Raw genomic sequence first — 25,203 nt, forward strand, 5'->3', positions numbered from 1 at the left:
GAGGCAGTCCGGTCTTGGGGGTCTCCCCCAGGAGGAACTGCCGAAAGGGTTTCCCGGCTTAAAGCAACTGGCGTTGCATGCGGGGGTTCCCCCCGTTGAGCAAACTTTTCAAGACGGATTTTGGATTGTGGATTGCCTTCTGTGTATAGCTTCTGCGAATCTATCTGTCGCAATCATTTTTCAAATTGGTATCAGTTATCTGCTTTTGTCTGCTCTTTTTACTGCGTTTCCCTGTGGGACGCTACGCGAACGCGTGTCAGGTGTCAGTTATTAGTTGTCAGTGGTTTTTTATCAGGTTTAATGCCCTGTCCCCTTTTGAGCAGTCTAAAAATATCTTTGCCAATGACCAATGACAAAATCCTCACCCACAAAAGGATGAGGATTTCTGACTGATTTTGATTGCTGAATCGGGGTCTTAGCAGTCAAGAGTAGCTGATTTGAAGTACAAAAACCCCTGCTGTACTTAGGCTACTTTGGGGTTGCCGTGAATATATTACAAGGTATTCAAAGCCAACACATATCTATAATTTGTAAAACCCATGCTCTGACATCAGTTTTCCCCAAGTACCCTATGCGCTTTTACATTCGGTTACTGCAATAGCCAGCATCATAGTAGCCAGTGCATGACTTTGGGGATTTCTTCTTAGAGCTTGGGGCGATCGAGATATGATGCTAGAAAAATTAATTTAGGCAGGAATAACTTGAGCAATCAGTGAGCGTTTATCGAGTGATTGAACTTTACCTACTTGACTGAGATCGCTGACAATGCGATCTAGTAGTTCTCCAGCCTTTTCACGATATTGATGTTCTCGACCTCGTAACCGAATGGCAAACTTCACTGAATCGCCTTTACTCAACCACCCAAGCGCTTGCTCGATGCGTAAATTGTAATCGGCTGCACCCACGTTTGGACGGAACCGAACTTCCTTTACAGTGGGTCTAGCACTTTGTCCCTGACGCTTTTTCTTTTGATACTGAAGCTTGCCAAAGTTGAGAATCTTGGCAACTGGAGCCTCTTTACCTTCTGAGACTAGAACTAGGTCAAGCTCTACGCTCTGTGCTAGTTGTAGAGCTTCCTGGGTGTCAGTCAGACCACGATTGTTATTTTCATGGTCAATCAAGAAGACTTGAGGTGACTTGATTTGCGAGTTAATTAGTTGCTTTTGGACTACGATAATGGTTTCCTCTCAATTTTTCAATACTTCGCGAGTGCAAGTAATGTCAATGTAACACAACCTAACTATGAATTGATGTGTAGAAACAATACTCTCTTACTTGGTTAGACAAACGCATATATCATTAGTGTAGAGTTTTTCTCAGCTAACATAAAGCTATTCCTTGCCACAACGTAATTTAAGAACTCAAAGCCCGATTAACCATCCCCAACATTTTCAGCAGTACCTACTCAAATTGCGTACTATGCAAATTTGCAATGAGAATAGCTAAGACTCGCTGCTAATAAGCTTCACAAGCAATATTATCTGTAACTTTGCTTGTAAATACTTCTGAAGATTTTGATTGCAAGGGTGTTTAAACTGAGCGAACTAATATTTTTCATCACAGGTGTGGAAGACTTACGGTTATTTGCCATTAGTTATTTTTTCCTTGTCTTCCCGAAGTCATGAGCGCTAGCTGTCGACGATCAGACTTCTCTGCGTTATTTGCTTTTCAAGTCAGCCATTTACGAGAAAATCTAATTCACCCTGTCTTCCTGTCTCATTGTACCCGCGTCTATTTTCAAGCTAATAGCTGTGGAAATTGTGGATAACTTTTCCTTGATTTATTTTTTGGGTAGTTACGTCACTTACTATCTGTGGAAAACTTGTGGAAAAACCCCCTAACTTTTCCACAGGGTAATTATACTTAATTTAAGTTTTTACTCAAAACTCTCAACTTTTCCCCAAAATTTTCCACAAAAAATAATTTTCTTCCAAAAGCTAATTAAATTTTAATATATTTTTATACTTAGCTTAATATTCTTGGTAAATTACTCGACTGTAAAGACGAATGCCAATAGTGACGGCTGTGGAAAACGGAAAGTTAATTATTAAGTTGACTGTTAGGAGCGGCTATTCATGTTGATGCGATCGCTCAGTTGACGGAGAGTAGTTGCTAAAGTGCGATCGCTTTCTCGCAGTTGGGCAATTTTGTCACAACTGTAAATTACCGTTGTATGATCTTTACCACCAAACTCTTCTCCAATTCTAGGCAAACTCAGAGCAGTGTGTTGCCGCATGAGATACATTCCTATTTGACGTGCCCAGCTAATTTCTCTACGTCGTGAATTGCTTTTAATGTCTTCAATTGAGAGATCAAATGTATCAGCTATTACCTTTAAAATTACCTCTGGAGTAGCTGCTGCTTTCTCGCTTGGGGTTTCTAAAACTGGGGCGATACTTTCCACTGTCATTGGCAAACCCCAAATAGAGATGTAAGCGAGCGCCCGAATTAAAGCTCCTTCCAACTCTCGAATATTAGAAGTGAAGTTAGAGGCAATATACTCAATTACATCTTTAGAAAGCCTTATTTGTTCATATTCGGCTTTTTTCTGGAGAATTGCCATCCTAGTTTCTAAATCGGGGGTTTGAATATCGGCAATCAAACCCATAGAAAACCGCGAACAAAGTCTGTCTTGGAGGCGGGGAATTTGATTAGGAGGGCGATCTGAGGCTATAACAACTTGCTTGCCAGCTTCATGTAAAGTATTAAAAGTATGAAAAAATTCTTCTTGGGTGTACTCTTTACCTTCAAGAAATTGAATATCATCTACTAACAACACATCAGCAGCCCGATAATGCTCTCGAAAACTTTGCATACTATCCTTACGGATTGCTGTAATTAAATCATTAGTAAACTGCTCAGTTGAAACATAGAATATTTTAGAATCAGGACAAATTTCCCAACGATAATGTCCAATAGCTTGCATGAGGTGAGTTTTACCTAAACCGACACCACCGCATAAAAATAAAGGGTTAAACTCTCTACCTGGAGATTCGGCAACTGCTAACGAGGCAGCGTGAGCCATACGATTGTTCGCACCAACTACAAATCTTGAAAATACATACTTTACGTTTAATTCAGTAGTTTTTTGTTTTGTTTTAGCAATACTTTCAGAAACACTACTTTGGGCTGGTATTGCCTGAGAAACTTCTCGTTCATGCAAATGAGATTCATCACCTTTAGCAACAGTAATGTAAATTTCTACAGGATGGCCTAGAATATCTTGCACAACATTAGCAATGGTGTTGATGTAATATTTCTGTAACCAATTACGTGCAAAAGGATTAGGGGTGCATATCACTAAGCAATTATTTTCTAATCGCTCTGCACTAGCAGTTTTAATCCAAGTTTCAAAGGTGGGACGGGATAGTTCTAGCTGCAATCGCTCTAGTACCTGACTCCACAAATTGTCTATGTGAGTTTCCATTTTTACCACCTTTGCTGCTAATCGTCACAATAGAAGATATAAGCAAGCACCAATTTAGCATTCACATGCTCTAGACCTGGAACAAGCTTTTAAGTTGTAATCATTTTGGGGCATACCCGGTAGGCAACATCCTACCACCCACTGACTAACACGGAGTAGCAAAGACACATGAAGATAAACAACTGTATTTGTGCAACCCAAGATATTGTTACTAAAGGTTTACCTCAGAGGCAGGAAAAAACTAGTATGATGTCGATGCTATTTAAGGTAAGCGCCGTGGTATGCCTTGGTGGTTGTGCTCTTTTACCCGCCAAGACCTTTGAGACGCAAAAAAATGATGCACAGGCTCAGGTAGAGCCTCAAAACACAACTACTCCCAAGGTAGCAATTGCTCCACCGCCCATTCTTTCATCCTCTAGCGATCCTAACTTTGTGGTAAGAGTGGTGCAAAAGGTAGGACCAGCTGTGGTTCGCATTGATTCTTCCAGAACCGTATCTTCCCAGACACCAGAAGAATTTGAAGATCCATTTTTCCGGCGATTTTTTGGCGATACAGTACCACCGCAACCCAGACAACGGGTAGAACGGGGTAGTGGTTCCGGATTTATTATTAACTCCTCTGGTCAAATTTTGACTAATTCGCACGTAGTAGACGGTGCTGACACTGTAACTGTTACTCTCAAAGATGGTCGGACTTTTAACGGCAAAGTGCTGGGAGAAGATCCAGTAACAGATGTGGCTGTAATTAAAATTGATGCTAATAACCTACCAACTCTCTCTGTAGGTAACTCTGATGCTTTGCAACCAGGAGAAGCAGTAATTGCTATTGGTAATCCTTTAGGTTTGAACAATACTGTGACATCTGGAATTATTAGTGCCACAGGCCGCTCTAGCAGTGATATTGGCGCTAGCGACAAGCGCGTTGATTATATTCAAACTGATGCCGCAATTAACCCCGGTAACTCTGGTGGACCACTGTTGAATGTTCGCGGTCAAGTGATCGGAATGAACACAGCTATTATTCGCGGCGCTCAGGGTTTAGGATTTGCGATTCCTGTCAATACTGCACAAAAAATTGCCCAAGAATTGATCGCTAACGGCAAGGTCGATCACCCTTATTTAGGTATTCAAATGGTGACGCTGACACCAGAAATTAAGGAAAGAATTAATAATGAATTAGGCGATCGCATTAATCTCACAACCGATAAAGGCGTTTTATTAGTTAATGTTGTTCCCCGCTCTCCCGCATCTATTGCTGGGCTAAAAAGTGGTGATGTGATTCGTAGTATTAATAATCAGTCTGTTAACAAAATAGAAGAAGTGCAAAGGCTTGTGGAAAATAGCAAAATTGGTAATCCTTTGCAAATGCAAGTTGAACGCAATGGTCAAATTACTCAAGTAGCAGTAAAGCCTGCACCTTTACCAGTGCGGCGTGAAAGCTAATTCTACATTCCAGTTGGGAATTGATAATATGTAATTAGCGATGGCTAATTACTGAGAAATAAATTTGTCTTGAAAATAAGGCAAAGTTTTCATCTTTTTTGGTGCTCACGTAGCTTGCGTTTTGCGCTCACTTTAGTTAATGGCGTCTGTTGCAAAGGCGAATTTTAAGAAAATGGAACCACAGCAGATAAACACCGATAAAGTATGTGTGTTTATTTGAGGTTTAAAATAAAAAATTAGATGTTCGCAAGTTGTCTCATCATTACTAACAACTAATTATTGTTCATTTCCAAAGGAGTTTATCTGATGGCTCAATTAGTGCCAATTATTCAATTAGGTAACCCCATACTGCGCCAACAAGCCACCTTGATTGATAATATTCAAGACCAGGATATCCAAAACCTGATTGACGATTTATTGGCAACCGTTGCTCAAGCTAATGGTGTGGGAATTGCTGCGCCACAAATCGCAGAATCATATCGTTTATTTATTGTGGCATCCCGTCCTAATCCTAGGTATCCCAACGCCCCAGAAATGGCACCGACTGCCATGATTAATCCCAAAATTATTGCCCATTCCACTGAAGTAGTTAAAGGTTGGGAAGGTTGTTTGAGCGTTCCCGGTATTAGGGGATTCGTTCCCAGGTATCAGGCAATTGAAGTTGAATATACCGATCGCAATGGCAAATTACAACAACAAGAATTAACTGATTTTGTCGCGCGGATTTTTCAACACGAATATGACCACCTCGATGGCATCGTGTTTGTAGATCGCTTGGAGAGTAATCAGGACATGATTACAGAGCAGGAATACCAACAACGTATAGTTAACAATACTTAACCGAAAATAGTTCTCAAGAATGAAGCTGTAAACCGAAGCTCAGGTTATATTTAACCTATTGTTAACCTTTGGCTTAATTCAGCTATCGGGTAAATGACCAATACTATTAGTAGTCGCGACAGGTTAAGTCCGCAGCCGCAAGAAACTTCTGGCTTAATCTCTGCTCAGAGTGAGAGCGATGAAAGAAAACTGAATACTGACAGCAGTGTAACAGAGGCACAGTCAAAAGGGAGAGTTTCTCTGGAGGGATTACGAATAGTTCATGCCAGCAATGGGCGTGTGCGCATCCGCGCTCAAGAGAGTGGCTTGGAATCCCAACTAGAGGCTATATCCCAATGCTTACAGCAACAGAACGGAGTCAAGGAAATAACTGTTAATCAGCAGACAGGTAGTTTGGCGATCGCATTTGATCCCCATCAGCTGTCATTACCGCAGATATTAGAGAAACTTGAAGAATTTGGCATTTATCAAATTTCTGCTGATGAGTCACTCAGTAAGGAAGATCTGTTTGCTGAATGGAAATCTGTGGATTTTTGGAAACAGCAAACAATTTCCTTGATTCCCTTGATGACAGGGTTAGCAGTCACAGGCGGACTGGGGATCAGCGGTGTAGCATCAATTCCCGTCTATATGATTGCGGCAAATGCAACTCGTTGGGTAATTGGTTCTATAGAATCCGAAATGTCGGGCGCAGAAACCAGCACTAGCAAATCTCCACAAGTCTCATCATCAGAAATAGACAGCAAATCAGCATCCTCTGACAAAATTGCTTATAGTGTTGTCCATGCAATTCCCGGACGGATTAGACTTCATGTGCCTTCAATCGCCAAAGATCGAGCCTATGGTAGACGACTAGAAAGGCTACTGAAAACGGATGCACAAGTAACCAGCGTGCGCATAAATTATAGTGCTGCATCGGTAGCGATCGCCTATCAGTCGAGTGAGATTAGCCTAGCCCATTGGGTAAACTTAATGGAATTGGCTTTACAAACGCACCCGCCTACCAATCCGATCAAGATAACAGAACCGCAACCTATTCCAGAAGAAGGAATTCAGTCAACTGAAACTCCTGAAGACAAAAGCCTAGAGATATCAATATGGGCAAATCTGAAGCCTAACACCTTGTCTTATTCTTTAGCCTTTATGGCGAACTTTCCTTTAGGGACATTTCCAGAATGAGAGGGGAGGTAACTAATGAAGGGTGCAACATCGCAAATGGGAGCGTACCCCAGCGAAAAATCTATTGATACCAACAACCACGCTGCTAGGGAATTTTACAGCATTACTTATGCACTTCCCGGAGAAGTAGGATTTTGTATACCCAGGATTACTGAAGATCTAAACTATCTCCAATGCCTGCTAGAAGTGATAGAAGCAGAACCTTGGGTAGTTAGCCAGCAAGTGAATTACACTGCTGGGTCAATTGTGATTACCTACAAACCTGGGGTAATATCGGATGTGGAAATGCGATCGCATTTTGCCGATCTGTTACAATCTGCCAGAGATACAGAAGTCGTAACAAAGCAAACAGCCAATTACCACCACCAGTCTCAGCCTGATAGTGAGACTCTCCCAACTGAGCAATATCCCAAAGTAGCCTATACCATTGCCCATGCAATTCCCGGACGGGTACGGTTTCATGTACCTCGAATTGCCTCAGATCCCCAATATGCTCAATCTTTAGAAGCTTTACTCAAAGCAGATCCGGCAGTAACCAGTGAGCGAGTGAATCGGAATGCGGCATCAATTGTGATTACCTATAAAACTGTCAAGGATTCTCAGAAACGAATGCAAAACATCTGGGAAACAATCGTATCCCATTTAGCGAATCTGATTCAATCTGCTAGCGATCGCGCAATGACGAACAAACACGCCTCCAGCAGAATTTGACACAAAAAAATAACCATCAGCCAACCAATCTCATCAGATTGGGGGCTATTTTGCTCTTTTAAGTCAGAGTCATCAAGTTTCATCAACTCTATCTGAGAGACAAGGAATGGTAAAACCTAGGGTTCAATTAGCATCACCGCCTACGCCAATAGTGCCTGAGATTGTCGAGAAGCATCACGAGAACGTTGCTTTAGTCAAAGAACAGAATGGAAAAGTTACGTTCACCGACAACAACGGACACAACCGCAGGCAGATTACCCAAGTTGCTTACAGCATTGTTCATGTCACACGAGGAAGGATACGGTTTCGCGTGCCTCGGTTACGCCACGATCGAGACTATGCTCAACGTCTCCAAGCATTGCTGGAAGCAGATTCTTTAGTTATAAGTGCGCGGATCAAGCCAGCGGCGGCGTCGCTAGTTGTGACTTATCAACCTAGACAAATGTCAGAGTCCAAGATGCGATCGCATTTGATTCATCTGATCTTGACTACTAGCGATCCCACAATAGTCATCACAGTTGTAAATAAACCAGCGATTACGCAATCTTCAACCGATACAGAAAATTCCTGGCCTGGTTTACAACTTTCTGCTGTCGCTACTGGTTTAGCGGTGCTAGGAGGGCCGTTAGGATTATCGATTCCACCAATTATGGTAGCGGGAACTATTGCTCTAGCAACCTTACCAGTTCTTCAAAGAGCATTAGTAGGAATTACAGCACAGCGCAAACTCACGATCGACTTTTTGGATTTAATGGCGATCGCTATTACTACCGTCCAAGGTCATTTTCTCACGCCATCGCTGATGCTGAGTTTAATTGAAGTTGGGGAGAACATTCGCGATCGCACTGCTCGTTCTTCCAAACTCCAAACTTTGGATTTACTCAATTCTTTAGGGCAGTTTGTTTGGGTAGAACGCAATGGCGAGAAACAACAAATCCCTATCCAAGATGTACTGCGAGGCGATACAGTTATTGTCTATCCTGGCGAGCAAGTCCCAGTAGATGGTACTATCTTGCGGGGTAAAGCTTTGCTGGATGAGCAAAAACTCACTGGTGAATCCATGCCAGTTTTGAAAAAGAAGGGACAAACGGTTTTTGCTTCTACCTTGGTGCGCGAGGGACGGATTTATATTCAAGCTGAATGGGTAGGCAATGATACTCGTGCTGGACAGAGTATTAAATTAATCCAAGAAGCACCTGTCCACGATACGCGCATGGAAAACTATGCCACAAAAATTGCTGAAAGAGCAGTGGTGCCAACTTTGCTACTAGGAGCAGCCGTATTTGCCGCAACTCGTAACCCAATACGGGCAGCTAGTGTACTGACTCTAGACTTTGCTACAGGTATTCGAGTATCTGTACCGACTACAGTTTTAGCAGCACTTACCTATGCAGCCAAGCACGGCATTCTCATCCGTAGTGGACGGGCATTAGAACAGCTAGCCGCAGTTGACACGATTGTGTTTGATAAAACAGGCACTCTAACTAAAGGAGAAGTGACTGTTATTGGTGTGGAAAGTCTCAATCCAGCAACGTCAACTACGCGAGTACTGGAATTAGCAGCAGCGGCCGAACAACGACTGACGCACCCAGTAGCCGAAGCCATAATTCGTTATGCCGAAGCTAAGAAAGTGACAATTCCCAACCGCCAGAAATGGAACTATCAACTCGGTTTGGGAGTGCAAGCAGAAATTGACGGCGAGACTGTTTACGTAGGTAGCGATCGCTTTTTACGTCAGCAAGGCATTGAAATGGCACAGCAAAATGGCCATTCCAAGCGCTCAGCTTCAATGATTTATGTAGCTAGCAACGGTCAACTTCAAGGTAAAATCAAATATAGTGACATTCTGCGTAAAGAAAGTCGGGAAGTAATTAACCAGTTATTGACAGTCGAAGGTGTAGAAGTTCATATGCTCACCGGAGACAATAGGCAAACAGCCAATACAGTGGCCGCAGAACTAGGGATACCATCGGCAAATACTCATGCCGAAGCTTTCCCCGAACAGAAAGCCGCAGTTGTTCGTGCACTACACGAACAAGGTAAGACAGTGGCATTTGTTGGGGATGGGATTAATGATTCGCCAGCTTTAGCCTACGCTGATGTTTCCGTGTCCTTTGCCAATGGTTCGGAAATTGCCCGCGAAACCGCAGATGTAGTGCTGATGGAGAATAATTTGCATGGTTTACTAGAGGCGATCGCGATCGCGCGCCAAGCCAAGCAATTAATTAACCAAAATACAGGTATTGTTGCTGTTCCTAACTTAGGAGCATTATTCATAGCCGTTATTTTTGGTTTAAATCCCCTAGCTGCAACCGTAGTCAACAACGGTTCAACCGTAGTCGCAGGCATCAACGGTTTGCGCCCAATTTTAAAACATTCACCAAAGAAAGCTCTACCATCGGCAAGATGAACTAAATATGCTGAGTAGTCTACGGTAGAAAGCTTTCCTACAAGTTTCCACTTTACCAGAGGTAATTTAACTATGGCACCTAAAATCACTGACTTTGTTGAAGACGCTGGCGCTCCCGGAATTATAGCCGGTATTGGAGCAGTATTGCTGGCACCCGTCCTCCTTCCTGTAGTAGCAGGAATTGGTAAACCATTAGCCAAATCATTAATTAAAGGCGGAATTCTTGCTTATGAAAAGAGCAAAGGAGCCTTTGCTGAACTTGGTGAAACCTGGGAAGATATGGTAGCTGAAGCAAGGGCCGAAATTGCTGAAGATAGAGAAACACCAGCATTTGAAGCTGCTAGCACTCCGGGCGATCGCACTTTGGATAATGGTGGCTAAATCTGTAAGTAGAGGCGCGGCGATCGCGCCTTTTGTGAAAATGAAACCATAGATGAACAAAGATAAACACTGATTAGTTATCTGTGTGCATCTGTGTTTATCTGTGGTTCCCAATAATAACTATAGGTAAATTCGTAGGAGGGTAGTTTGTGAGTACAAATAATTATGGCAATCTCACCCAAATGCCGAAAATAATAGAGCAAACAGCTATAAATAGGCCATCTAAACTTATATCTACCAAAATAATTAGTGATACTCCAGGGCGATTGAGGCTGAGAATTGCACCAGGCGATCGCCAAGCTGGGAAAATGCAAAAAATTGCCAATTTACTAGAAGCACAACCTAACGTTAGTCAAGTAAGAACCAATATTGATCGCGGTAGTATTCTCATCAATCATGATCGCGGTGATGACAGTTTAGAAAACGTCCTAAGTACACTCAAGGATCTAGGAATTATCTTTGCCGATATTAGTCAGGGTAGCACTGAAGCATCCGCAGGCGTCTCAAATGCAGTAGTTGATTTAAATAAACGAGTACAACAAGCAACAAACGGTGCTATGGATCTGCGCTTTTTATTTCCCTTAGGGCTGAGTATCCTTTCCGTCAGGCAATTGCTGATTAAAGGTCTGCAATTTGAAACGATTCCTTGGTATGTTTTGGGATGGTATGCCTTCGACAGTTTTATCAAATTGAATACTAGCAGACAACCACAAACCAACAGCGAGTATGGGAAATCATAACCAGCCTATGCAGATATTTGAGGCTAATAAGGATGATTTCCCACACTAAAAGGCCTACGGAATAAAAATCCGACCTGCTCCCATGTAGTTTTCGAGATCAAACAGGATTTCGATGAGACGAGTGACACATCTTTCCCGATAGCTACGCTCATCAAAACGATCGGGGTTTCCAATTGTGAAGATTGGTAGGGAATTAGTTGTATTCTCCTCGCGCATTGTTTGCTCTAAAGAGTCAGATCCTTTCATGTTTCGATTCGCTGTAATCAAGATCATCTGGTTTGTTTGCGCAAATCGCCAAACGACACGTAGACGCGTTGGCGAAGCCTCTCGAAGAGAAGCGGCTTGTCGTTAGACATCATCACTATCCATTGGTAACCCGACCTCTTCAAACGTAAAGAAACGAATTGGTAATAGGTCAAGCCAACCTTCAGCCGAAAGAGTTCCCCAGAATAGAACAGCATCACCTGTCAAGTTGTAGTCGATCAAGAAGTTCATGATTGGGATTCAATGCGCTTTTTCCAGGCTTGGAGTTTTGCGCGAAGAGCTTCCTGACCTGGCTTGGGAGGTATGGCTGCGATCTTGGCAAACCGTTCGCGGTTTTGCTCTTCCCAATATTGACGAATTTCCTCTGCTGTTTGAAGAAATTCCTGATACTCTGCTTCGACTTCATCGCCATGCGACGCAATGTAGTTTAGCGCCGAGTTGACCTGCTCATCATTCAAAGACAGTTTTTCGCGAATCAACCTGGATGGGTATTGAGCTTTCAAATAATCCATCACATCATAAATAGTGATGCGTGTACCTGCGATCATTAGTCCACGTTCTGTACGAATGATGCCTGTTTGTCCATTCGATGCCAGAGTCATCCCTTTACCTCCTGGAAGATTGACTCTATATTACCCTGCACATATTGAAGTTTAAGTTTTAAGCAAAAGTAATTTGCGGCTTCTCGTGCTTGCCGCAACAAATAATTTTCCTAAACTGAACTTTATTAGCATATATCTATCTAAGTAACATAGTTTTTGATGCTGGGTTATTGCATCTTCTTCAGCAGTAAGGAACTATGAAAAAACTGATTAACAAGCCAGAAGACTTTGTGCGGGAAAGTTTAGAAGGTATGGCGGCGGCTCATGCGGATTTAATCCAGGTGAGTTACGATCCCACCTTTGTTTATCGAGCCGATGCACCTATACAGGGGAAAGTCGCAATTATTTCTGGTGGTGGTAGCGGACATGAGCCGATGCACGCTGGTTTTGTTGGTAGGGGAATGCTTGATGCAGCTTGTCCAGGAGAGGTGTTCACTTCACCTACCCCTGATCAAATGCTAGCAGCAGCCAAGCAAGTCAATGGTGGGGCTGGTATCCTTTATATCGTCAAAAACTACAGTGGCGATGTGATGAACTTTGAGATGGCAACGGAATTGGCTCAAAGTGAAGGTATCCGCGTGCTGAATATCTTGATTGATGATGATGTGGCAGTCAAAGATAGCCTTTATACTCAAGGACGGCGGGGCGTGGGCACAACGGTACTAGCAGAAAAAATTTGTGGCGCAGCAGCAGAGCAAGGTTATGATTTGCGGAAAATAGCAGATTTGTGCCGTCGGGTTAATTTGCATGGGCGGAGTATGGGAATTGCTTTGAGTTCTTGCACAGTACCAGCTAAAGGTACACCAACATTTGCATTAGGCGATCGCGAATTAGAAATTGGTATTGGGATTCATGGTGAACCTGGTAGGGAACGCATTGCTTTACAAACAGTAGATGAGATTACCGAGAGTTTGGCGCGAGCAATTATTGAGGATATAGGCTATAGCCGCACAGTGCGGGAGTGGGATGAAGTCCAAGGGGAATGGGTAGATATAGAACTGATAGATCCACCATTACAAACAGGCGATCGCTTGTTAGCTTTTGTTAATAGTATGGGTGGTACTCCTATTTCGGAACTGTATCTTGTCTATCGCAAACTGGCCCAAATCTGCGAACAAAATGGATTGCAAATTGTTCGCAATCTCATTGGTCCTTACATCACATCTTTGGAAATGCAAGGATGTTCAATTACCCTGTTGAAGCTAGATGATGAAATGCTACGGCTCTGGGATGCTCCAGTCAAAACGCCGAGCTTACGTTGGGGCTTTTAACCCAATTTAATTACTTTGGTAGCTTGTCAAAACCTGTATACAACAACATAACTACTCCGTTAGCGGTTGCTCTGCCAGGAATCTTGGCTCTAGTCATTGTTTTGGTAGTATTGCCGCGTGTTTCTTCAACCCAGATTTGATACGTATCTTGATCAAAAACTGCCTCAGCAACGCCAGCGAAAGAGCAAGAAGAATTGACAATCCGAAAGAGCGGATCTTTTGGATCTTGCTTACCAGCAGCATAAATTAAACCACCGAGAAGTTCAGTTAAGCCGCCGTTGATGGTTTCAATTTTTGTTTTACCCTGCTCTGTCTTAAAACCAAGAATCCAAAGTTTAGCACCACTATTAACTATGTTAGTTTCAGCATTTCCTTCAGGATTTAGCTGGCGTGCCCAAATGTGCTGAGCCGGGTTGAGGAATCTCAGTTTGCCCATGACAGCATCATCAATAAATAGATCTCCATTTCCTTTGCTTTCTAAGTCAAGATGCGTAACACTACGGTAAACAACAGTACGATTAGAAACGTCTATCCATTTCAATTTTGAGCCAAATCCAACAAAAAAGTTTTCAATAATCAAGGTTGGTTGGGTGCCTTTTTCTGCAACGATCTCGCCATTACCTTCAATCCATCCCTGCGTTCCTGTAAATCTTCGCACTTTACCTCTGAGTCGCAGAGAGCCATTAATTGTAAATGTCCCAGTTTGTGGCACTAATACTGTGGTTGCACCAGAATCGATTGCTGCTTGGAAAGCATCTGTATCATCTTTTTGATCGTTTGGTTTTGCGCCAAACTTCTCGACGCTGACCCAGGTTTTTGGGTTACCCCAAGCTAGCTTAGGAAATTGCTTAATCGGCAGTTGCAGCGATGCCTTCTGCAACCCCTTTGATCTCCGCTTTGGTGAAGGAAAAGCGGAAACAATAGGGTGAGACGTAAATTCATTGATTACAGCGTTGTTGAGAGTCTTCGTGGCATTTCGCGCATTACTGGAGAGAACGTTTTTGTAGCCAGAAGATACTACATTTCTGGCATAGATGAACCCAACAGAAGTAATTGCTGAGAGAGTTTTTGCTTTACCACGACCGATGAGTTTGGCATTCACCAGCGTTAATGTACTTCCTGGATCGTTACCTTCATTAGGATTTCTGCCGTTGATAATTGCTGGCACTGAATTAAAACTACTAAAACCCTCAAGGCTGATTACTTGCCCGCCATTGTAGATACCTGCTCGTTTCTGTTCGCGTACTGTGATGTTCTGCAACGAAACGCCGTTAATACTGTTGTTCGTCAGTATCCCGTTATCGAATCCGACAATCTCAACATCTTCCACCAGCAAGGGGCCAACTTCACCATGAGTTAGTGCTAGACCAGTTGTTCCCTGCCTGTCAGCAGAGATAATTTTAACGCTACGTACTGCTCCTTGATTATTAGCGGCAAAATTTAGTCCTTCTGCTCCAGGATTACTCTTGCCAACATTGATAGTGAGATTCCTCACTGAATTATCGAAGCGTTGTGCTACCAGACTCGCCTTGAAATCTTCAGACTTGGGATTGATATCTGGGTCAAAACCTGTCGAGATAACTGGTCTAGGCTGCTTAGAGTTTTGGAAGTTGGGAGATTTATCCTGGAGTTGAATAATTACACCATCTTTACTTTGCCCTTGCAAAATTGTTCGCCTGTAGTCGGAGCGATAACGCTCACCTGTGGGCCAATGTAGAGAATTAGAGATGTTATACACACCATTGGGTAGATAGATAAATCGTCCCCCACTGGGAAACTTACTCAGTGCTTTTTGAATAGCCTGGGTATCATCCTGACCATCATTGGGTATAGCCCCAAATTCTGGTGAAGTTACATTGATGACACTTGCATTCTGTGGATAAATAATTTCCTCTTGAGGTTTTGCACTGACAGCACCAAGAGCGACAATCTGATTTTCACTATTTTTGCTAGGGTCAACGCAAGTAGTAGTTAGGAAAGCTATTAAGAATAATAGAGGGAGTAGTTTTAAGACTAATGCCCGAGAACGGATCATAAACGCATATTCCCTTGGCTAATTTTTACTTCCTACTCTTACACGAACTAAACAAACGTAGCCGTAAAAATTCGGATATATTGCTACGATACCTTGGCCAATATTACCAAACTTAGGGATAAGAGGTTACATATGGTAAGTAAAGAGCAGATTTTGCAATGGTTACAAGCATTTGCTGCCGAAATAGCGCAAAATAAAGAATATTTGACTGAATTAGATGCAGCGATCGGTGATGCTGACCACGGTATTAATATGGATCGCGGTTTCAAAAAAGTGATTAGTCAGTTACCAAGTGTCGCAGACAAGGACATCGGCAGTATTTTAAAAGCAGTCAGTATGACCTTGATTTCTAGTATTGGGGGTGCGAGTGGTCCTCTTTATGGGACATGGTTTTTGCGAGCTAGTGCAGATGTAACTGACAAGCAAGAACTGACTGAGCAGGATTTGCAAAGATTACTTCAGTCTGGTTTGAATGGTGTGCTTCAGCGTGGTAAGGCGCAACTGGGAGATAAGACAATGGTGGATGCCCTATCTCCAGCAGTGGTGGCGTTTGAACAGGCTGTGATTGGGGGTAAAGGCACAGTGACAGCTTTGCAGCAAGCAGTAGTAGCCGCTGAACAGGGGATGAAAGATACAACACCAATGTTAGCGAAGAAGGGACGAGCCAGCTATTTGGGAGAGCGGAGTATCGGGCATCAAGATCCAGGGGCTACTTCTGCTTATTTAATGTTGAAGTGTTTGTTGACAGTAGTACAAAGTTAAAAAGTCATTTGTCATTAGTTATTGGTCAAGCATTTCTTCTCCCTGCTCTTTTGTCCCCCTTGTCCTCAGGCTATCCCCTTGTCTCAACAATTAAAATTTTCTAGAGACGTTACATCTAACGTCTCTTATTGATTAATTGAATATCCGGTGTTGTAAAGAAGGCATTTGACGGCGGACTTGTTCTAGGCGGGTGGGTTTGATTTCTGCGATCGCAATTCCTGGTTGCTCGCCAGCATCGGCTAAAATCATCCCCCAAGGGTCGATAATCATGGCGTGTCCGTGGGTTTGGCGTCTGGCGTAATGAGTGCCGGTTTGAGCAGGAGCAATCACGTAACAAGTGTTTTCAATAGCTCTGGCTTGTAGTAATGTTTGCCAATGGTCTTTGCCAGTGAAAGCGGTAAAGGCAGCTGGAACAAAAATAACATCGGCTCCTTTGCCTGCTAGATGTCGGTACAATTCCGGGAAGCGGACATCATAGCAAATAGACAGTCCCAAATTACCCAGTTTTTCTGAGAAATGCACAGGAGGAAGTTGGGTACCAGCCATGACTGTACTGGATTCTTGATAGGTGTTGCCGTCAGGGACATTAACATCAAATAGATGTACTTTGTAATAGCGAGAAACCTCTTGACCGTTGGGGTCGATGAGTACAGTTGTGTTATAAAATTTGCCTGTGTTTTCTACAAGCACTGGAAAACTACCGCCGAGGATGGTAACTTGAAAGCGCTGGGCCATTTTTTTAAGAAATATTTCGCTTTCACGGGCGATCGCCTCTGCTTGAGCGAGTTTGTCTTTTTCTTCTCCCATAAAAGAAAAGTTTTCTGGCAAACCCACTAATTCAGCACCTCGACCCACGGCAAGTTCAATTAATTCTTCTGCCTGTGCCAAGTTTTTGTATAAATCGGGCACACTAGTTAATTGGATAGCGGCTGCTAAATAAGGCTTCATAGATTCGACAATAAACAATGAATTGTGTGAGGTAGATTCTCAAATATATCGTTACTTAAAGATCTGTGGAACTCAGTTAGACATACGTTAGCCTTGCTTTTGTTTAAGAAGCTTGTAATCCTTATGGTCTAAGCTTAATCTTCCTATAGGTGTTAGGAAAATGGGTACTTTTCAAGGTAGGTTGTTATCAAATGTTGATAAATGCTATCTGCTGTGGATACCTCTGCTCTCGTTCAAACATTTATTGCTGTATTTGTCCTAGCGGATGCTATAGGTAATATACCGATAGTGCTGATTTTAACCAAAGGCATGACACCAGAAGACAGAAACAAAGTCATAGATAAAGCTATTATCGTTGCGATCGCAGTTCTGTTGCTTTTTGCCTTCACGGGGCAATTAATTTTGACCTATTTGGAAATCAGCATGGCATCTTTGCGAGTAGCTGGGGGGCTGTTGTTGCTTTTAATTGCTTTGCAAATGTTACGGGGAGAACTAAATACACCAATTACAGAGGAAGGGCGCGATATCGCAATTACACCTTTGGCTTTGCCATTGTTAGCTGGGCCAGGCACTTTGACAACGGTGATGTTATTAACCTCAAGATCTCCCAGCCCACATCTCGGGGTGGTATTAGGTATTGTGGGGGCAATGTTCATTAGCTGGTTGATTTTGCGTCTGGGAACCTACATCGACAAATGGATTGGTGCGGAAGGCGGGGTGATTGTGACTCAGCTTTTCGGTTTTCTGTTGGCGGCGCTGGCGGTGGAAGTGGGTAGTGCAGGAATTCGAGAGTTGTTCTTTAACTAGAAAAATTTTTCCTACTACCTCTTTGCGATCGCAATTGGGATTACCTATTTAGCTAATGCAAATTTAAGTTGCATAGTTTTAATTTTTGAGAAAAAGCATCAATTCTTCTCGCCATATCAGCTGCGCTCTAAATATGCAATTAGCTGTGTAATATCATGTTTGCATAATTGCGATCGCAAAAATTCCTTGCATCTTTGCGTTATAAGTAACTGGACAAAAATATTTACGGTGATTGCGAGCGTGATGAAATGAAGCGCAGCAATCTCAAACCCGTGTGATTTTTACTCTGCGGAAAGCTGTGCGCTTAGTTTGCTTCTCTGTAGGGGTAGACGTTTAGGCTCCACTCACAATGATCTATCAAAAGTAATTTGCCGGACATGATATCACTGGCTTATATCTAATAACTTAAGTATTCTGCCAGGCTCAACAGCATAGCTGTTATATCCTAAAAAATCCGGGTATTTTCGCTAGCTAGCATAATTTTGTCATTTTTAGCATAGCTAAAGGAATAAAACTCTAATTTAATATATTTTTCCTCACAGTTATAAGTAATTAAGCTTCAAATAAAAAAAAATGTGATTTTGCTAACAAACTAGTGTGATCAATATTTCTGTCATTGGATAGAAGGTTAAGGTGGGATTAAACTTTAATGTAATCGTTATGTCTCTACTTTCAATCACTATTGTATTTCCTGAAAAATTTCTCGTTAATGAGTAATTTAGTGCTTGTAAGCATAGGCATTAGCTTAAACAAATTCGTATTGCACCACAGGGCTGGTCTTCTAGGAAACTAGAAAACAGATAATCACTTTCAAAGTAGATCAATATCTCCTTTTATTGGCAGATATATCTATATGTGAAATCTCAGTATTGAGGATTTCACATACTCTTCTGTATATACAATTCCCAGGTTTTTCAGTTAAAAAAACTGATAGTAATTATGTCCAGTTATCTCAGTGAACTCTACGAGTTTGATAGCTATGAAAAGGCTGAAAGCAAGTTTCTCACGCCTTTTCAACGAAAAGTTTTAATCAAAAATCTGCAAGTAGATTTGCAACCAGAATATCGCCGTCGCATTGAAATTATGTTGCTTGCAGATAGAGGTAAATCTCAAGTTCAAATTTGCCAGATCTTAGGCTGCTCTCCGCATATGGCAAGGTATTGGATTGGAATGGCTAAATCAGGTTTAGCTCACAATTGGCACGAACAACCAATAGGCAGACCACGGAGCGTTAACGAGGAATACTTGGAACGATTGAAGGAATTAGTCAACCATAGCCCACGTGATTATGGTTATCCATTTCATTGCTGGACGGCTCATTGGTTAAGCAAACATTTAGCAAATGAATTGGGCGTTGAAATTAGCGATCGCCATATCAATCGCTTACTCAAACAAATGGGGTTGTCTACGAAACGAAAACATCATATTGCTCAATCAGCAACTGCTAACACCAAGGATTCTGGAATTATCATTGATGACCTGCAATTACCCTGTGAGTCTAGTTTCCAATGGTCACTTAATCTAAGTGGAACAAATAACTAATTCTGTCTTTTAGGTGAGTTTATGCCTTCAGAATTTTCCCAAACTAAACTGGCTGAACAACTCACCCAAACCTTGGGTGCAAATCTTTCAGAACAGGAATTACTAGACTCTGTCAAAGCAATAAAAATTCATGAACCACAAATCGCCAAATTGTTCTGGCGAACAGCAGGCGCAGAACCGGGAATTTACTTGGTTTTAACAGGTAAAGTCAGATTGCTAGATACATCCGATAATTTAATAGCTACCTTTTCAGCAGGAGATTCATTTGGTCATTTGACTCTATTTCCAGAAGCAGAATTTAGCCTTTACAATGCTAGAGCTTCTGCTAATTTAAAGCTTGGTTATCTTCCAGGCGATGTGTTGCAAGGCTTAATTAGCAGATACCCCCATATTCGGGAGCATCTGTATCACCAAGCAGAAGCATGGGATTTATTTTTGTTATGTACTCAGAATTCTTCAGATCCTCGCATCGTCTCTGTAGAGGAAATGCTGAAAGTTTTGTCTCTATTTCAACGACATGATCTCGAAATTGGCTACTTACTACCACCACTTACTCAAGACAGCAAGTTATGGCTGTTACGGCGTGGGGAATTACTGCATTCAGATGGTCGCACCCTGACCCCTGGGATAATTTATACCCCTTCCGGTCGCAGTAGTAGAGGCGGTGGTTGGCAAGCAATTCAACCAACAGTAATTTACAGTCTGAGTCATTTAGACTGGCAAACAGCACTACAACATCTACCTCAATTAACAGAGTTTGTTACTTCTGATGCCAAGGATTCGGAAGAAGAGGATGAAGAAGATACACTGTCAGAAGATGAGGAAGTTCTCAGATATAGAGAAAATTTCCCCTTAGATTCTCGTTCTCGTACTCCTACATCTTATTCATTCCCTACTCGATCGCATCAAACACAAAGAAGAGCATCCAGACGCCGGGCCTACTTTCCCAACCCAACTGTCACCATCAGCCATTGGTGGGGGCGGATTAGCAAGCGTTATCCATTCTTTCAACAGCAAAGTGCTTCTGACTGTGCGGCGGCTTGTTTGGTAATGATTGGACGCTATTGGGGTAAAAATTTTAGTTTAAATCGCCTACGAGATATAGCTAATACCAGCCGCAGTGGTGCATCATTGCGGGGTTTAGCAGCAGCCGCAGAGACTATTGGCTTTTCTACACGACCTGTAAGAGCTAGTTTCGACAAATTAGCACAACAACCGCTGCCTGCGATCGCTCATTGGCAAGGAAAGCATTACATCGTTGTTTATGAAATCACCAAAAAAGGTGTAATTGTAGGTGACCCAGCGATTGGTCAACGTACCCTTACTCCCAGCGAATTCATAGCCAACTGGACTGGTTATGCGTTGTTATTACAGCCCACATCTGAACTAAAAGCAACTGAGGAAGCGAATACACCATTTTGGCAATTCTTTGAGTTAGTCAAACCACATTGGTTAGTCTTGCTAGAAGTGGTGATTGCTTCGGTGTTTATTCAGGTATTTGGGCTAGTGACACCACTATTAACCCAGCTACTTTTGGATCGAGTAATTGTGCAAGGTAGTACTCTCACCTTACATGCTGTGGGCTTAGGTTTATTAATTTTTGGGTTGTTCCGAGTTGCTATCAATGGACTGCGGCAATATTTGTTAGATCACACGGCAAACCGAATTACTTTGTCGATGATTGTGGGTTTTATTAAACACACTTTCCGGTTACCTTTATCCTTTTTTGAGTCTCGTTACGTCGGTGATATTATTTCGCGTCTCCAAGAGAATCACAAGATTCAACGCTTTTTAACTGGTGAATCACTATCAATCTTTCTAGATTTGTTAACAGTGTTCATCTATATAGCGTTAATGTTTTGGTACAGCTGGAAAATGGCATTGTTGGTATTGGTAATTTTGCCACCTATAATATTGATTACTGTATTAGCAACGCCATTTTTACGTCGCATATCTAGAGAAATATTTAATGCGATCGCTGCTGAAAGTAGCTACCTGATTGAAGCTCTGACAGGTATTAGTACTATTAGATCGATGGCAATTGAGCAGACAGTACGCTGGAAATGGGAGGAACGTTTACATCAGTCTATTAAAAAAGGCTTTTCTGGGCAAATTATTAGTAATCAACTGCAAATTGCCAGCGCCACTATCGAAACTGTAGCAACTACTAGCTTGCTCTGGTTTGGGGCTTGGCTGGTGATTCAAAATCAACTAACAATTGGGCAGTTAATTGCTTTTAATATGTTGCTTGGTAATGTAATTCGCCCATTTCAACGTTTAGCTGTGCTATGGAATCAATTGCAAGAAGTGATGATTTCTAGTGAGCGAATTAATGATGTATTAGAAACCGAACCTGAAGAAGATTTACAAACTTCACCAAAGCAGTTTCTTCCCAGATTGCGCGGTTATATCCGGTTTGAAAACGTCACATTTCGCTATCATCCAGAAAGTGAGCTAAATGTTTTACAAAATATCAACTTTGAGGTAAAAGCAGAGCAAATAGTCGCAGTAGTAGGACGTAGCGGTTCTGGTAAAACTACCCTTTCTAAGTTAATTTTAGGCCTTTATCCTGCCACCGAAGGCAAAGTTTTAGTTGACAATTACGATTTAACAAGTATAGCTTTAAGGTCGCTGCGTTCTCAAATCGGTGTTGTGGATCAAGATACCTTTTTGTTTGGCGGTACAATTCGCGAAAACATTAGCATTGCTCATCCAGAAGCCACTTTAGAAGAAATTATCGAAGCAGCACATTTAGCAGGAGCAGATGAATTTATTCAGCAATTACCAATGGGGTATGAGACCCCAATTGGTGAAGGTGGTGGACTACTATCTGGTGGACAGCGACAGCGTTTAGCAATTGCTCGTGCTTTGTTAGGAAATCCCTCCATCTTATTATTAGATGAAGCCACCAGTCATCTTGATGCTGAATCAGAACGCATCATTCAAAACAACCTGAAAACAATAACTAAAGAACGTACCACACTCATTATTGCTCATCGCCTTTCCACCATCCGCAATGCTGATTTGATTTTAGTTTTAGACAAGGGTGCATTAGTTGAAAGCGGTTCTCATGAAGAATTAATCAAAACAAAAGGTTATTACTACTACCTCAACCAACAACAATTGGCTCAAACAGTTTGAGCCTGACTTGGGTGACTTGGTTGTTGTCTGGTAACGCATTACAGCCGACTCTGCCTTGTGTCCAAAGAGTAATTCACATGAAGCAGAGTCTTTTTTTAGCCCTTCTTAGCCAAAGGTTAGGAAGGATATAAAAAGAAAATTAATGGTCAAAAATTATGCCAACTCAATCTTACAATTCGTCGGTTCTTACTACACCACAACAACAGCTAGAATCAGCTAGCAATTTTCCGGCAAATCATTATCATAACTTATCAGAAAATGATGCCAAAGATTGGTTTTACGGTACTGAGGAACTGCTAGATGCTTTACCCAGAGTTTGGACACGCTCTTTACTGTATCTAATTTTAGGCTTTGCGGGAATTGCATTACCTTGGTCGATGCTATCGAAAGTTGATGAAACAGGAAGCGCTAGAGGACGGATAGAACCCAAAGGATCAGCACAAAGATTGGATGCAGCAGTACCTGGAAACATCATTGCAGTGAAGGTAAAAGAAGGCCAAACCGTAGCAGCAGGACAGGTGTTAGTAGAACTAGAATCTAATGATTTGCGAACAAATTTGCAGCAGGCGCAAACAAAGCTGGAAGGTGAACAAAGCCGATTGGCGCAGTTAGATTTAATTAAAAATCAAGTGATGCTGTCGATTAACGTTCAAGAGCAGCAAAACCGCGCTCAAGAGTTAGAAAAAATGTCTCAAGTTCAACAGGCACAGCAAAATGTTGATGCCAAACAAAGTACCTATAACTTACAAAAATTAGAAAATCAGGCTCAAGTCGATCAAGCTAAACAAAATATTAATAGTACGCAAAATGCCTACACATTAAGTAAAACTCGTTTGAGTAGAGATTTAGCAGAAGTTAAACGCTTTCGTCAACTTTGGAAGATGGGAGTAGTACCGCAAATCAAGGTTGTTGAATTGCAAAAACTTGGCGATGAAAGCCAAAAATTGCAGATTGCAGCTGAATCTGAGCAAAAACAGGCGAATTTGCGCCTAAAAGAACAACAAAGCCGTTATCAAGCATTTATTAGTCAAATACAGGCAGATATTAATCAAGCGAAATTGCGTTTACAAGAGCAGCAAAGTAGCTATCAAAGTGTGATTCATACTGGTCAATTAGCTTTATTAAAAAATCAAGAACAATTAAAGGATTTACAAACGCAAATTGGTTCTTTAAAATCAGAAATTTCTCAAACTAAAAGTCAAATTCTAGCTTATAACTTTCAGTTAGATCAACGAATAGTTCGCTCTCCAATTGATGGGATAATTTTTCAATTACCTATTCAAAAACCTGGAGTTGTTGTCCAACCAGGTCAAATGGTTGCCCAAATTGCGCCTAAAAATTCTGCTTTTATCCTTAAAGCTCAGATGGCTAGCAATCAAAGTGGATTTTTGCGCATTGGTATGCCAGTGAAAACTAAATTTGACGCCTATCCTTTTCAAGATTATGGAATAGTTACAGGACGAGTAAGCTGGATATCTCCTGACTCAAAAATTCAAGAAACTAACGCTGGAAAAATTGAAACTTATGAATTGGATATCACTTTAGATAATCCTTATATTCAGGCAGCAAACAAACGTATTACTTTAACACCGGGTCAGACAGCAACCGCAGAAGTAGTTATTCGACAGCGTCGAATAATCGATTTTATTATAGACCCATTTAAGAAGTTGCAAAAAGGAGGATTAGAACTTTAGTTAATAGTTATTTAGATTTAGAAAAACCCTATTTTTAAATAACTAATTTTTGTTAATGAGGAATTAAATTATGTCCAAAATCATGAATGTATCTGCTCTAGAGCTTCTGCATCATATGAAGCTTACCTGTCAAATTCCTAATGTATTGGAAGCAATAGCTACTCGCAGAATTATTGCCGAAGCAGTTAAAAAAGCAGAAATTACAGTAGAGCAAAAAGAACTTCAGCAGGCAGCAGATAGTTTGCGGCTAGCTAACCGACTCGTAAAAGCTGATGACACCTGGGCTTGGCTACAAAAACATTACCTTTCTCTAGATGATTTTGAAGAAATAGCCCAAACTAACCTGCTTTCTGCAAAGTTAGCAAATCATTTATTTGCAGATCAAGTTGAAAAATTCTTTGTTGAACATCAACTTGATTTCGTTGGTGCTATCACCTATGAAGTGGTTTTGGATGAAGAAGACTTAGCTTTAGAATTGTTTTATGCCTTGCAAGAAAATGAAATTACCTTCCCTGAAATTGCTCGCCAATATATTCAAGAACCAGAGTCACGCCGCACTGGTGGATATCACGGGATACGCTACCGGAGGGATTTTAAACCGGAAATTGCTGCGGCAGTTTTTGCTGCTCGTCCGCCTCAGGTTCTCAAGCCAATTATTACTCAAACAGGAGTTCATCTAATTTGGGTTGAAGAAGTTATCAAGCCTCAATTAAATGAGCAGTTGCGCTTAAAGATACTAGGAGATTTGTTTTCTGCTTGGATAAAACAACAACTAGAAGAAGTTAAAGTTATGGCACAGCTTGAACTTGATACTCAAAAGTTAGCAAAACCTGCTTAAGTGTTTATTTACATTCAATTAGATAGGTGCGTTAGTAGCAGAGTAAAATCAAATACCAAATTTTAAACAGATCCATAAATACATGTATAGTGGGCAATGCCTACCAAAACCTGAATATGGTGGGCGGTACCCACCCTAGTAAATTAAAAAATCAAAAAGAAAACAGGC

At 41.7% G+C, this 25,203-nt stretch carries 19 protein-coding genes and 1 pseudogene; 14 read left to right on the plus strand and 6 right to left on the minus strand.

Annotated features, from left to right (window positions below):
* Nucleotides 1-686: 686 nt before the first annotated feature.
* Nucleotides 687-1,178: a translation initiation factor IF-3 gene (infC, locus tag BV372_RS23940; protein WP_086688998.1), complete on the minus strand. Its 492-nt coding sequence runs from the start codon at nt 1,176-1,178 to the stop codon at nt 687-689.
* Nucleotides 1,179-2,059: 881 nt separating this feature from the next.
* Nucleotides 2,060-3,427, minus strand: a complete 1,368-nt coding sequence (gene dnaA / locus BV372_RS23945) for a chromosomal replication initiator protein DnaA (RefSeq protein ID WP_086688999.1) — start codon at nt 3,425-3,427, stop codon at nt 2,060-2,062.
* Between the two features lie 246 nt (nt 3,428-3,673).
* Between dnaA and BV372_RS23950 the strand changes: the two genes are divergently transcribed.
* The 7 genes from BV372_RS23950 to BV372_RS23980 all read left to right on the plus strand — a co-directional run bounded on the left by BV372_RS23950 (nt 3,674) and on the right by BV372_RS23980 (nt 11,131).
* Nucleotides 3,674-4,870, plus strand: a complete 1,197-nt coding sequence (locus tag BV372_RS23950) for an HhoA/HhoB/HtrA family serine endopeptidase (protein ID WP_256973428.1) — start codon at nt 3,674-3,676, stop codon at nt 4,868-4,870.
* Nucleotides 4,871-5,176: 306 nt separating this feature from the next.
* Nucleotides 5,177-5,710 (plus strand): peptide deformylase, encoded by a 534-nt coding sequence (def, locus tag BV372_RS23955; protein ID WP_086689000.1) that lies wholly within the window; start codon nt 5,177-5,179, stop codon nt 5,708-5,710.
* 93 nt (nt 5,711-5,803) lie between these two features.
* On the plus strand, nt 5,804-6,889 hold the full coding sequence (locus BV372_RS23960; protein ID WP_086689001.1) for an HMA2 domain-containing protein: 1,086 nt from the start codon (nt 5,804-5,806) through the stop codon (nt 6,887-6,889).
* Between the two features lie 15 nt (nt 6,890-6,904).
* The gene (locus BV372_RS23965; protein WP_086689002.1) at nt 6,905-7,600 is read left to right on the plus strand and encodes an HMA2 domain-containing protein; all 696 of its coding nucleotides are present in this window, start codon (nt 6,905-6,907) and stop codon (nt 7,598-7,600) included.
* A 106-nt stretch (nt 7,601-7,706) separates the two neighbouring features.
* Nucleotides 7,707-10,010: a heavy metal translocating P-type ATPase gene (locus BV372_RS23970; protein ID WP_086689003.1), complete on the plus strand. Its 2,304-nt coding sequence runs from the start codon at nt 7,707-7,709 to the stop codon at nt 10,008-10,010.
* A gap of 72 nt (nt 10,011-10,082) precedes the next feature.
* Nucleotides 10,083-10,391, plus strand: coding sequence for a DUF5132 domain-containing protein (locus tag BV372_RS23975; RefSeq protein WP_086689004.1), 309 nt, complete (start codon nt 10,083-10,085; stop codon nt 10,389-10,391).
* A 149-nt stretch (nt 10,392-10,540) separates the two neighbouring features.
* Complete coding sequence (locus BV372_RS23980; RefSeq protein WP_086689005.1) at nt 10,541-11,131, plus strand: HMA2 domain-containing protein; 591 nt, start codon at nt 10,541-10,543, stop codon at nt 11,129-11,131.
* A 54-nt stretch (nt 11,132-11,185) separates the two neighbouring features.
* Here the strand turns inward: BV372_RS23980 and BV372_RS23985 are convergent.
* Both BV372_RS23985 and BV372_RS23990 read right to left on the minus strand, forming a co-directional pair.
* Nucleotides 11,186-11,626, minus strand: a pseudogene (locus BV372_RS23985) (ACP S-malonyltransferase).
* The gene (locus BV372_RS23990; protein WP_086689006.1) at nt 11,623-11,997 is read right to left on the minus strand and encodes a DUF433 domain-containing protein; all 375 of its coding nucleotides are present in this window, start codon (nt 11,995-11,997) and stop codon (nt 11,623-11,625) included. The pseudogene BV372_RS23985 and the gene BV372_RS23990 overlap by 4 nt, the downstream one beginning before the upstream one ends.
* Nucleotides 11,998-12,194: 197 nt before the next feature.
* Here BV372_RS23990 and dhaK point away from each other — a divergent pair, with 197 nt between their 5' ends.
* On the plus strand, nt 12,195-13,268 hold the full coding sequence (dhaK, locus tag BV372_RS23995) for a dihydroxyacetone kinase subunit DhaK (RefSeq protein ID WP_086689007.1): 1,074 nt from the start codon (nt 12,195-12,197) through the stop codon (nt 13,266-13,268).
* 10 nt (nt 13,269-13,278) lie between these two features.
* On the opposite strand, the gene BV372_RS24000 is transcribed toward dhaK, so the two are convergent.
* A complete protein-coding gene (locus BV372_RS24000; RefSeq protein WP_086689008.1) occupies nt 13,279-15,303 on the minus strand; it encodes a glycosyl hydrolase family 28-related protein in 2,025 nt (674 codons plus the stop codon).
* Between the two features lie 132 nt (nt 15,304-15,435).
* Here BV372_RS24000 and dhaL point away from each other — a divergent pair, with 132 nt between their 5' ends.
* Complete coding sequence (gene dhaL / locus BV372_RS24005; RefSeq protein ID WP_086689009.1) at nt 15,436-16,065, plus strand: dihydroxyacetone kinase subunit DhaL; 630 nt, start codon at nt 15,436-15,438, stop codon at nt 16,063-16,065.
* Nucleotides 16,066-16,197: 132 nt separating this feature from the next.
* Here the strand turns inward: dhaL and BV372_RS24010 are convergent, their stop codons facing one another.
* Nucleotides 16,198-17,013, minus strand: a complete 816-nt coding sequence (locus tag BV372_RS24010) for a carbon-nitrogen hydrolase family protein (RefSeq protein WP_086689010.1) — start codon at nt 17,011-17,013, stop codon at nt 16,198-16,200.
* Nucleotides 17,014-17,226: 213 nt separating this feature from the next.
* Here BV372_RS24010 and BV372_RS24015 point away from each other — a divergent pair, with 213 nt between their 5' ends.
* From BV372_RS24015 to BV372_RS24035, 5 genes are all read left to right on the plus strand, one after another.
* A complete protein-coding gene (locus tag BV372_RS24015) occupies nt 17,227-17,820 on the plus strand; it encodes a MarC family protein (protein WP_086689026.1) in 594 nt (197 codons plus the stop codon).
* Between the two features lie 939 nt (nt 17,821-18,759).
* Nucleotides 18,760-19,362 carry a helix-turn-helix domain-containing protein gene (locus BV372_RS24020; RefSeq protein ID WP_086689011.1) on the plus strand — a complete coding sequence of 201 codons (603 nt, stop codon included), beginning with the start codon at nt 18,760-18,762 and terminating at the stop codon, nt 19,360-19,362.
* A gap of 21 nt (nt 19,363-19,383) precedes the next feature.
* Complete coding sequence (locus tag BV372_RS24025; RefSeq protein WP_086689012.1) at nt 19,384-22,503, plus strand: peptidase domain-containing ABC transporter; 3,120 nt, start codon at nt 19,384-19,386, stop codon at nt 22,501-22,503.
* A 155-nt stretch (nt 22,504-22,658) separates the two neighbouring features.
* Nucleotides 22,659-24,197, plus strand: a complete 1,539-nt coding sequence (locus tag BV372_RS24030; RefSeq protein ID WP_086689013.1) for an HlyD family efflux transporter periplasmic adaptor subunit — start codon at nt 22,659-22,661, stop codon at nt 24,195-24,197.
* 70 nt (nt 24,198-24,267) lie between these two features.
* Nucleotides 24,268-25,035: a peptidylprolyl isomerase gene (locus BV372_RS24035; RefSeq protein WP_086689014.1), complete on the plus strand. Its 768-nt coding sequence runs from the start codon at nt 24,268-24,270 to the stop codon at nt 25,033-25,035.
* Nucleotides 25,036-25,203: the final 168 nt, after the last annotated feature.

The organism is Nostoc sp. T09 (genome assembly GCF_002154695.1).
Classification (GTDB): Bacteria; Cyanobacteriota; Cyanobacteriia; order Cyanobacteriales; family Nostocaceae; genus Aulosira.

Bases quoted from the DNA above. Each gene is read 5' to 3' on its own strand.
- dnaA (WP_086688999.1), bottom strand. From the start codon at position 3,427: ATGGAAACTCACATAGACAATTTGTGGAGTCAGGTACTAGAGCGATTG.
- BV372_RS23950 (WP_256973428.1), top strand. From the start codon at position 3,674: ATGATGTCGATGCTATTTAAGGTAAGCGCCGTGGTATGCCTTGGTGGT.
- def (WP_086689000.1), top strand. From the start codon at position 5,177: ATGGCTCAATTAGTGCCAATTATTCAATTAGGTAACCCCATACTGCGC.
- BV372_RS23960 (WP_086689001.1), top strand. From the start codon at position 5,804: ATGACCAATACTATTAGTAGTCGCGACAGGTTAAGTCCGCAGCCGCAA.
- BV372_RS23965 (WP_086689002.1), top strand. From the start codon at position 6,905: ATGAAGGGTGCAACATCGCAAATGGGAGCGTACCCCAGCGAAAAATCT.
- BV372_RS23970 (WP_086689003.1), top strand. From the start codon at position 7,707: ATGGTAAAACCTAGGGTTCAATTAGCATCACCGCCTACGCCAATAGTG.
- BV372_RS23975 (WP_086689004.1), top strand. From the start codon at position 10,083: ATGGCACCTAAAATCACTGACTTTGTTGAAGACGCTGGCGCTCCCGGA.
- BV372_RS23990 (WP_086689006.1), bottom strand. From the start codon at position 11,997: ATGACTCTGGCATCGAATGGACAAACAGGCATCATTCGTACAGAACGT.
- dhaK (WP_086689007.1), top strand. From the start codon at position 12,195: ATGAAAAAACTGATTAACAAGCCAGAAGACTTTGTGCGGGAAAGTTTA.
- BV372_RS24000 (WP_086689008.1), bottom strand. From the start codon at position 15,303: ATGATCCGTTCTCGGGCATTAGTCTTAAAACTACTCCCTCTATTATTC.
- dhaL (WP_086689009.1), top strand. From the start codon at position 15,436: ATGGTAAGTAAAGAGCAGATTTTGCAATGGTTACAAGCATTTGCTGCC.
- BV372_RS24010 (WP_086689010.1), bottom strand. From the start codon at position 17,013: ATGAAGCCTTATTTAGCAGCCGCTATCCAATTAACTAGTGTGCCCGAT.
- BV372_RS24020 (WP_086689011.1), top strand. From the start codon at position 18,760: ATGTCCAGTTATCTCAGTGAACTCTACGAGTTTGATAGCTATGAAAAG.
- BV372_RS24025 (WP_086689012.1), top strand. From the start codon at position 19,384: ATGCCTTCAGAATTTTCCCAAACTAAACTGGCTGAACAACTCACCCAA.
- BV372_RS24030 (WP_086689013.1), top strand. From the start codon at position 22,659: ATGCCAACTCAATCTTACAATTCGTCGGTTCTTACTACACCACAACAA.
- BV372_RS24035 (WP_086689014.1), top strand. From the start codon at position 24,268: ATGTCCAAAATCATGAATGTATCTGCTCTAGAGCTTCTGCATCATATG.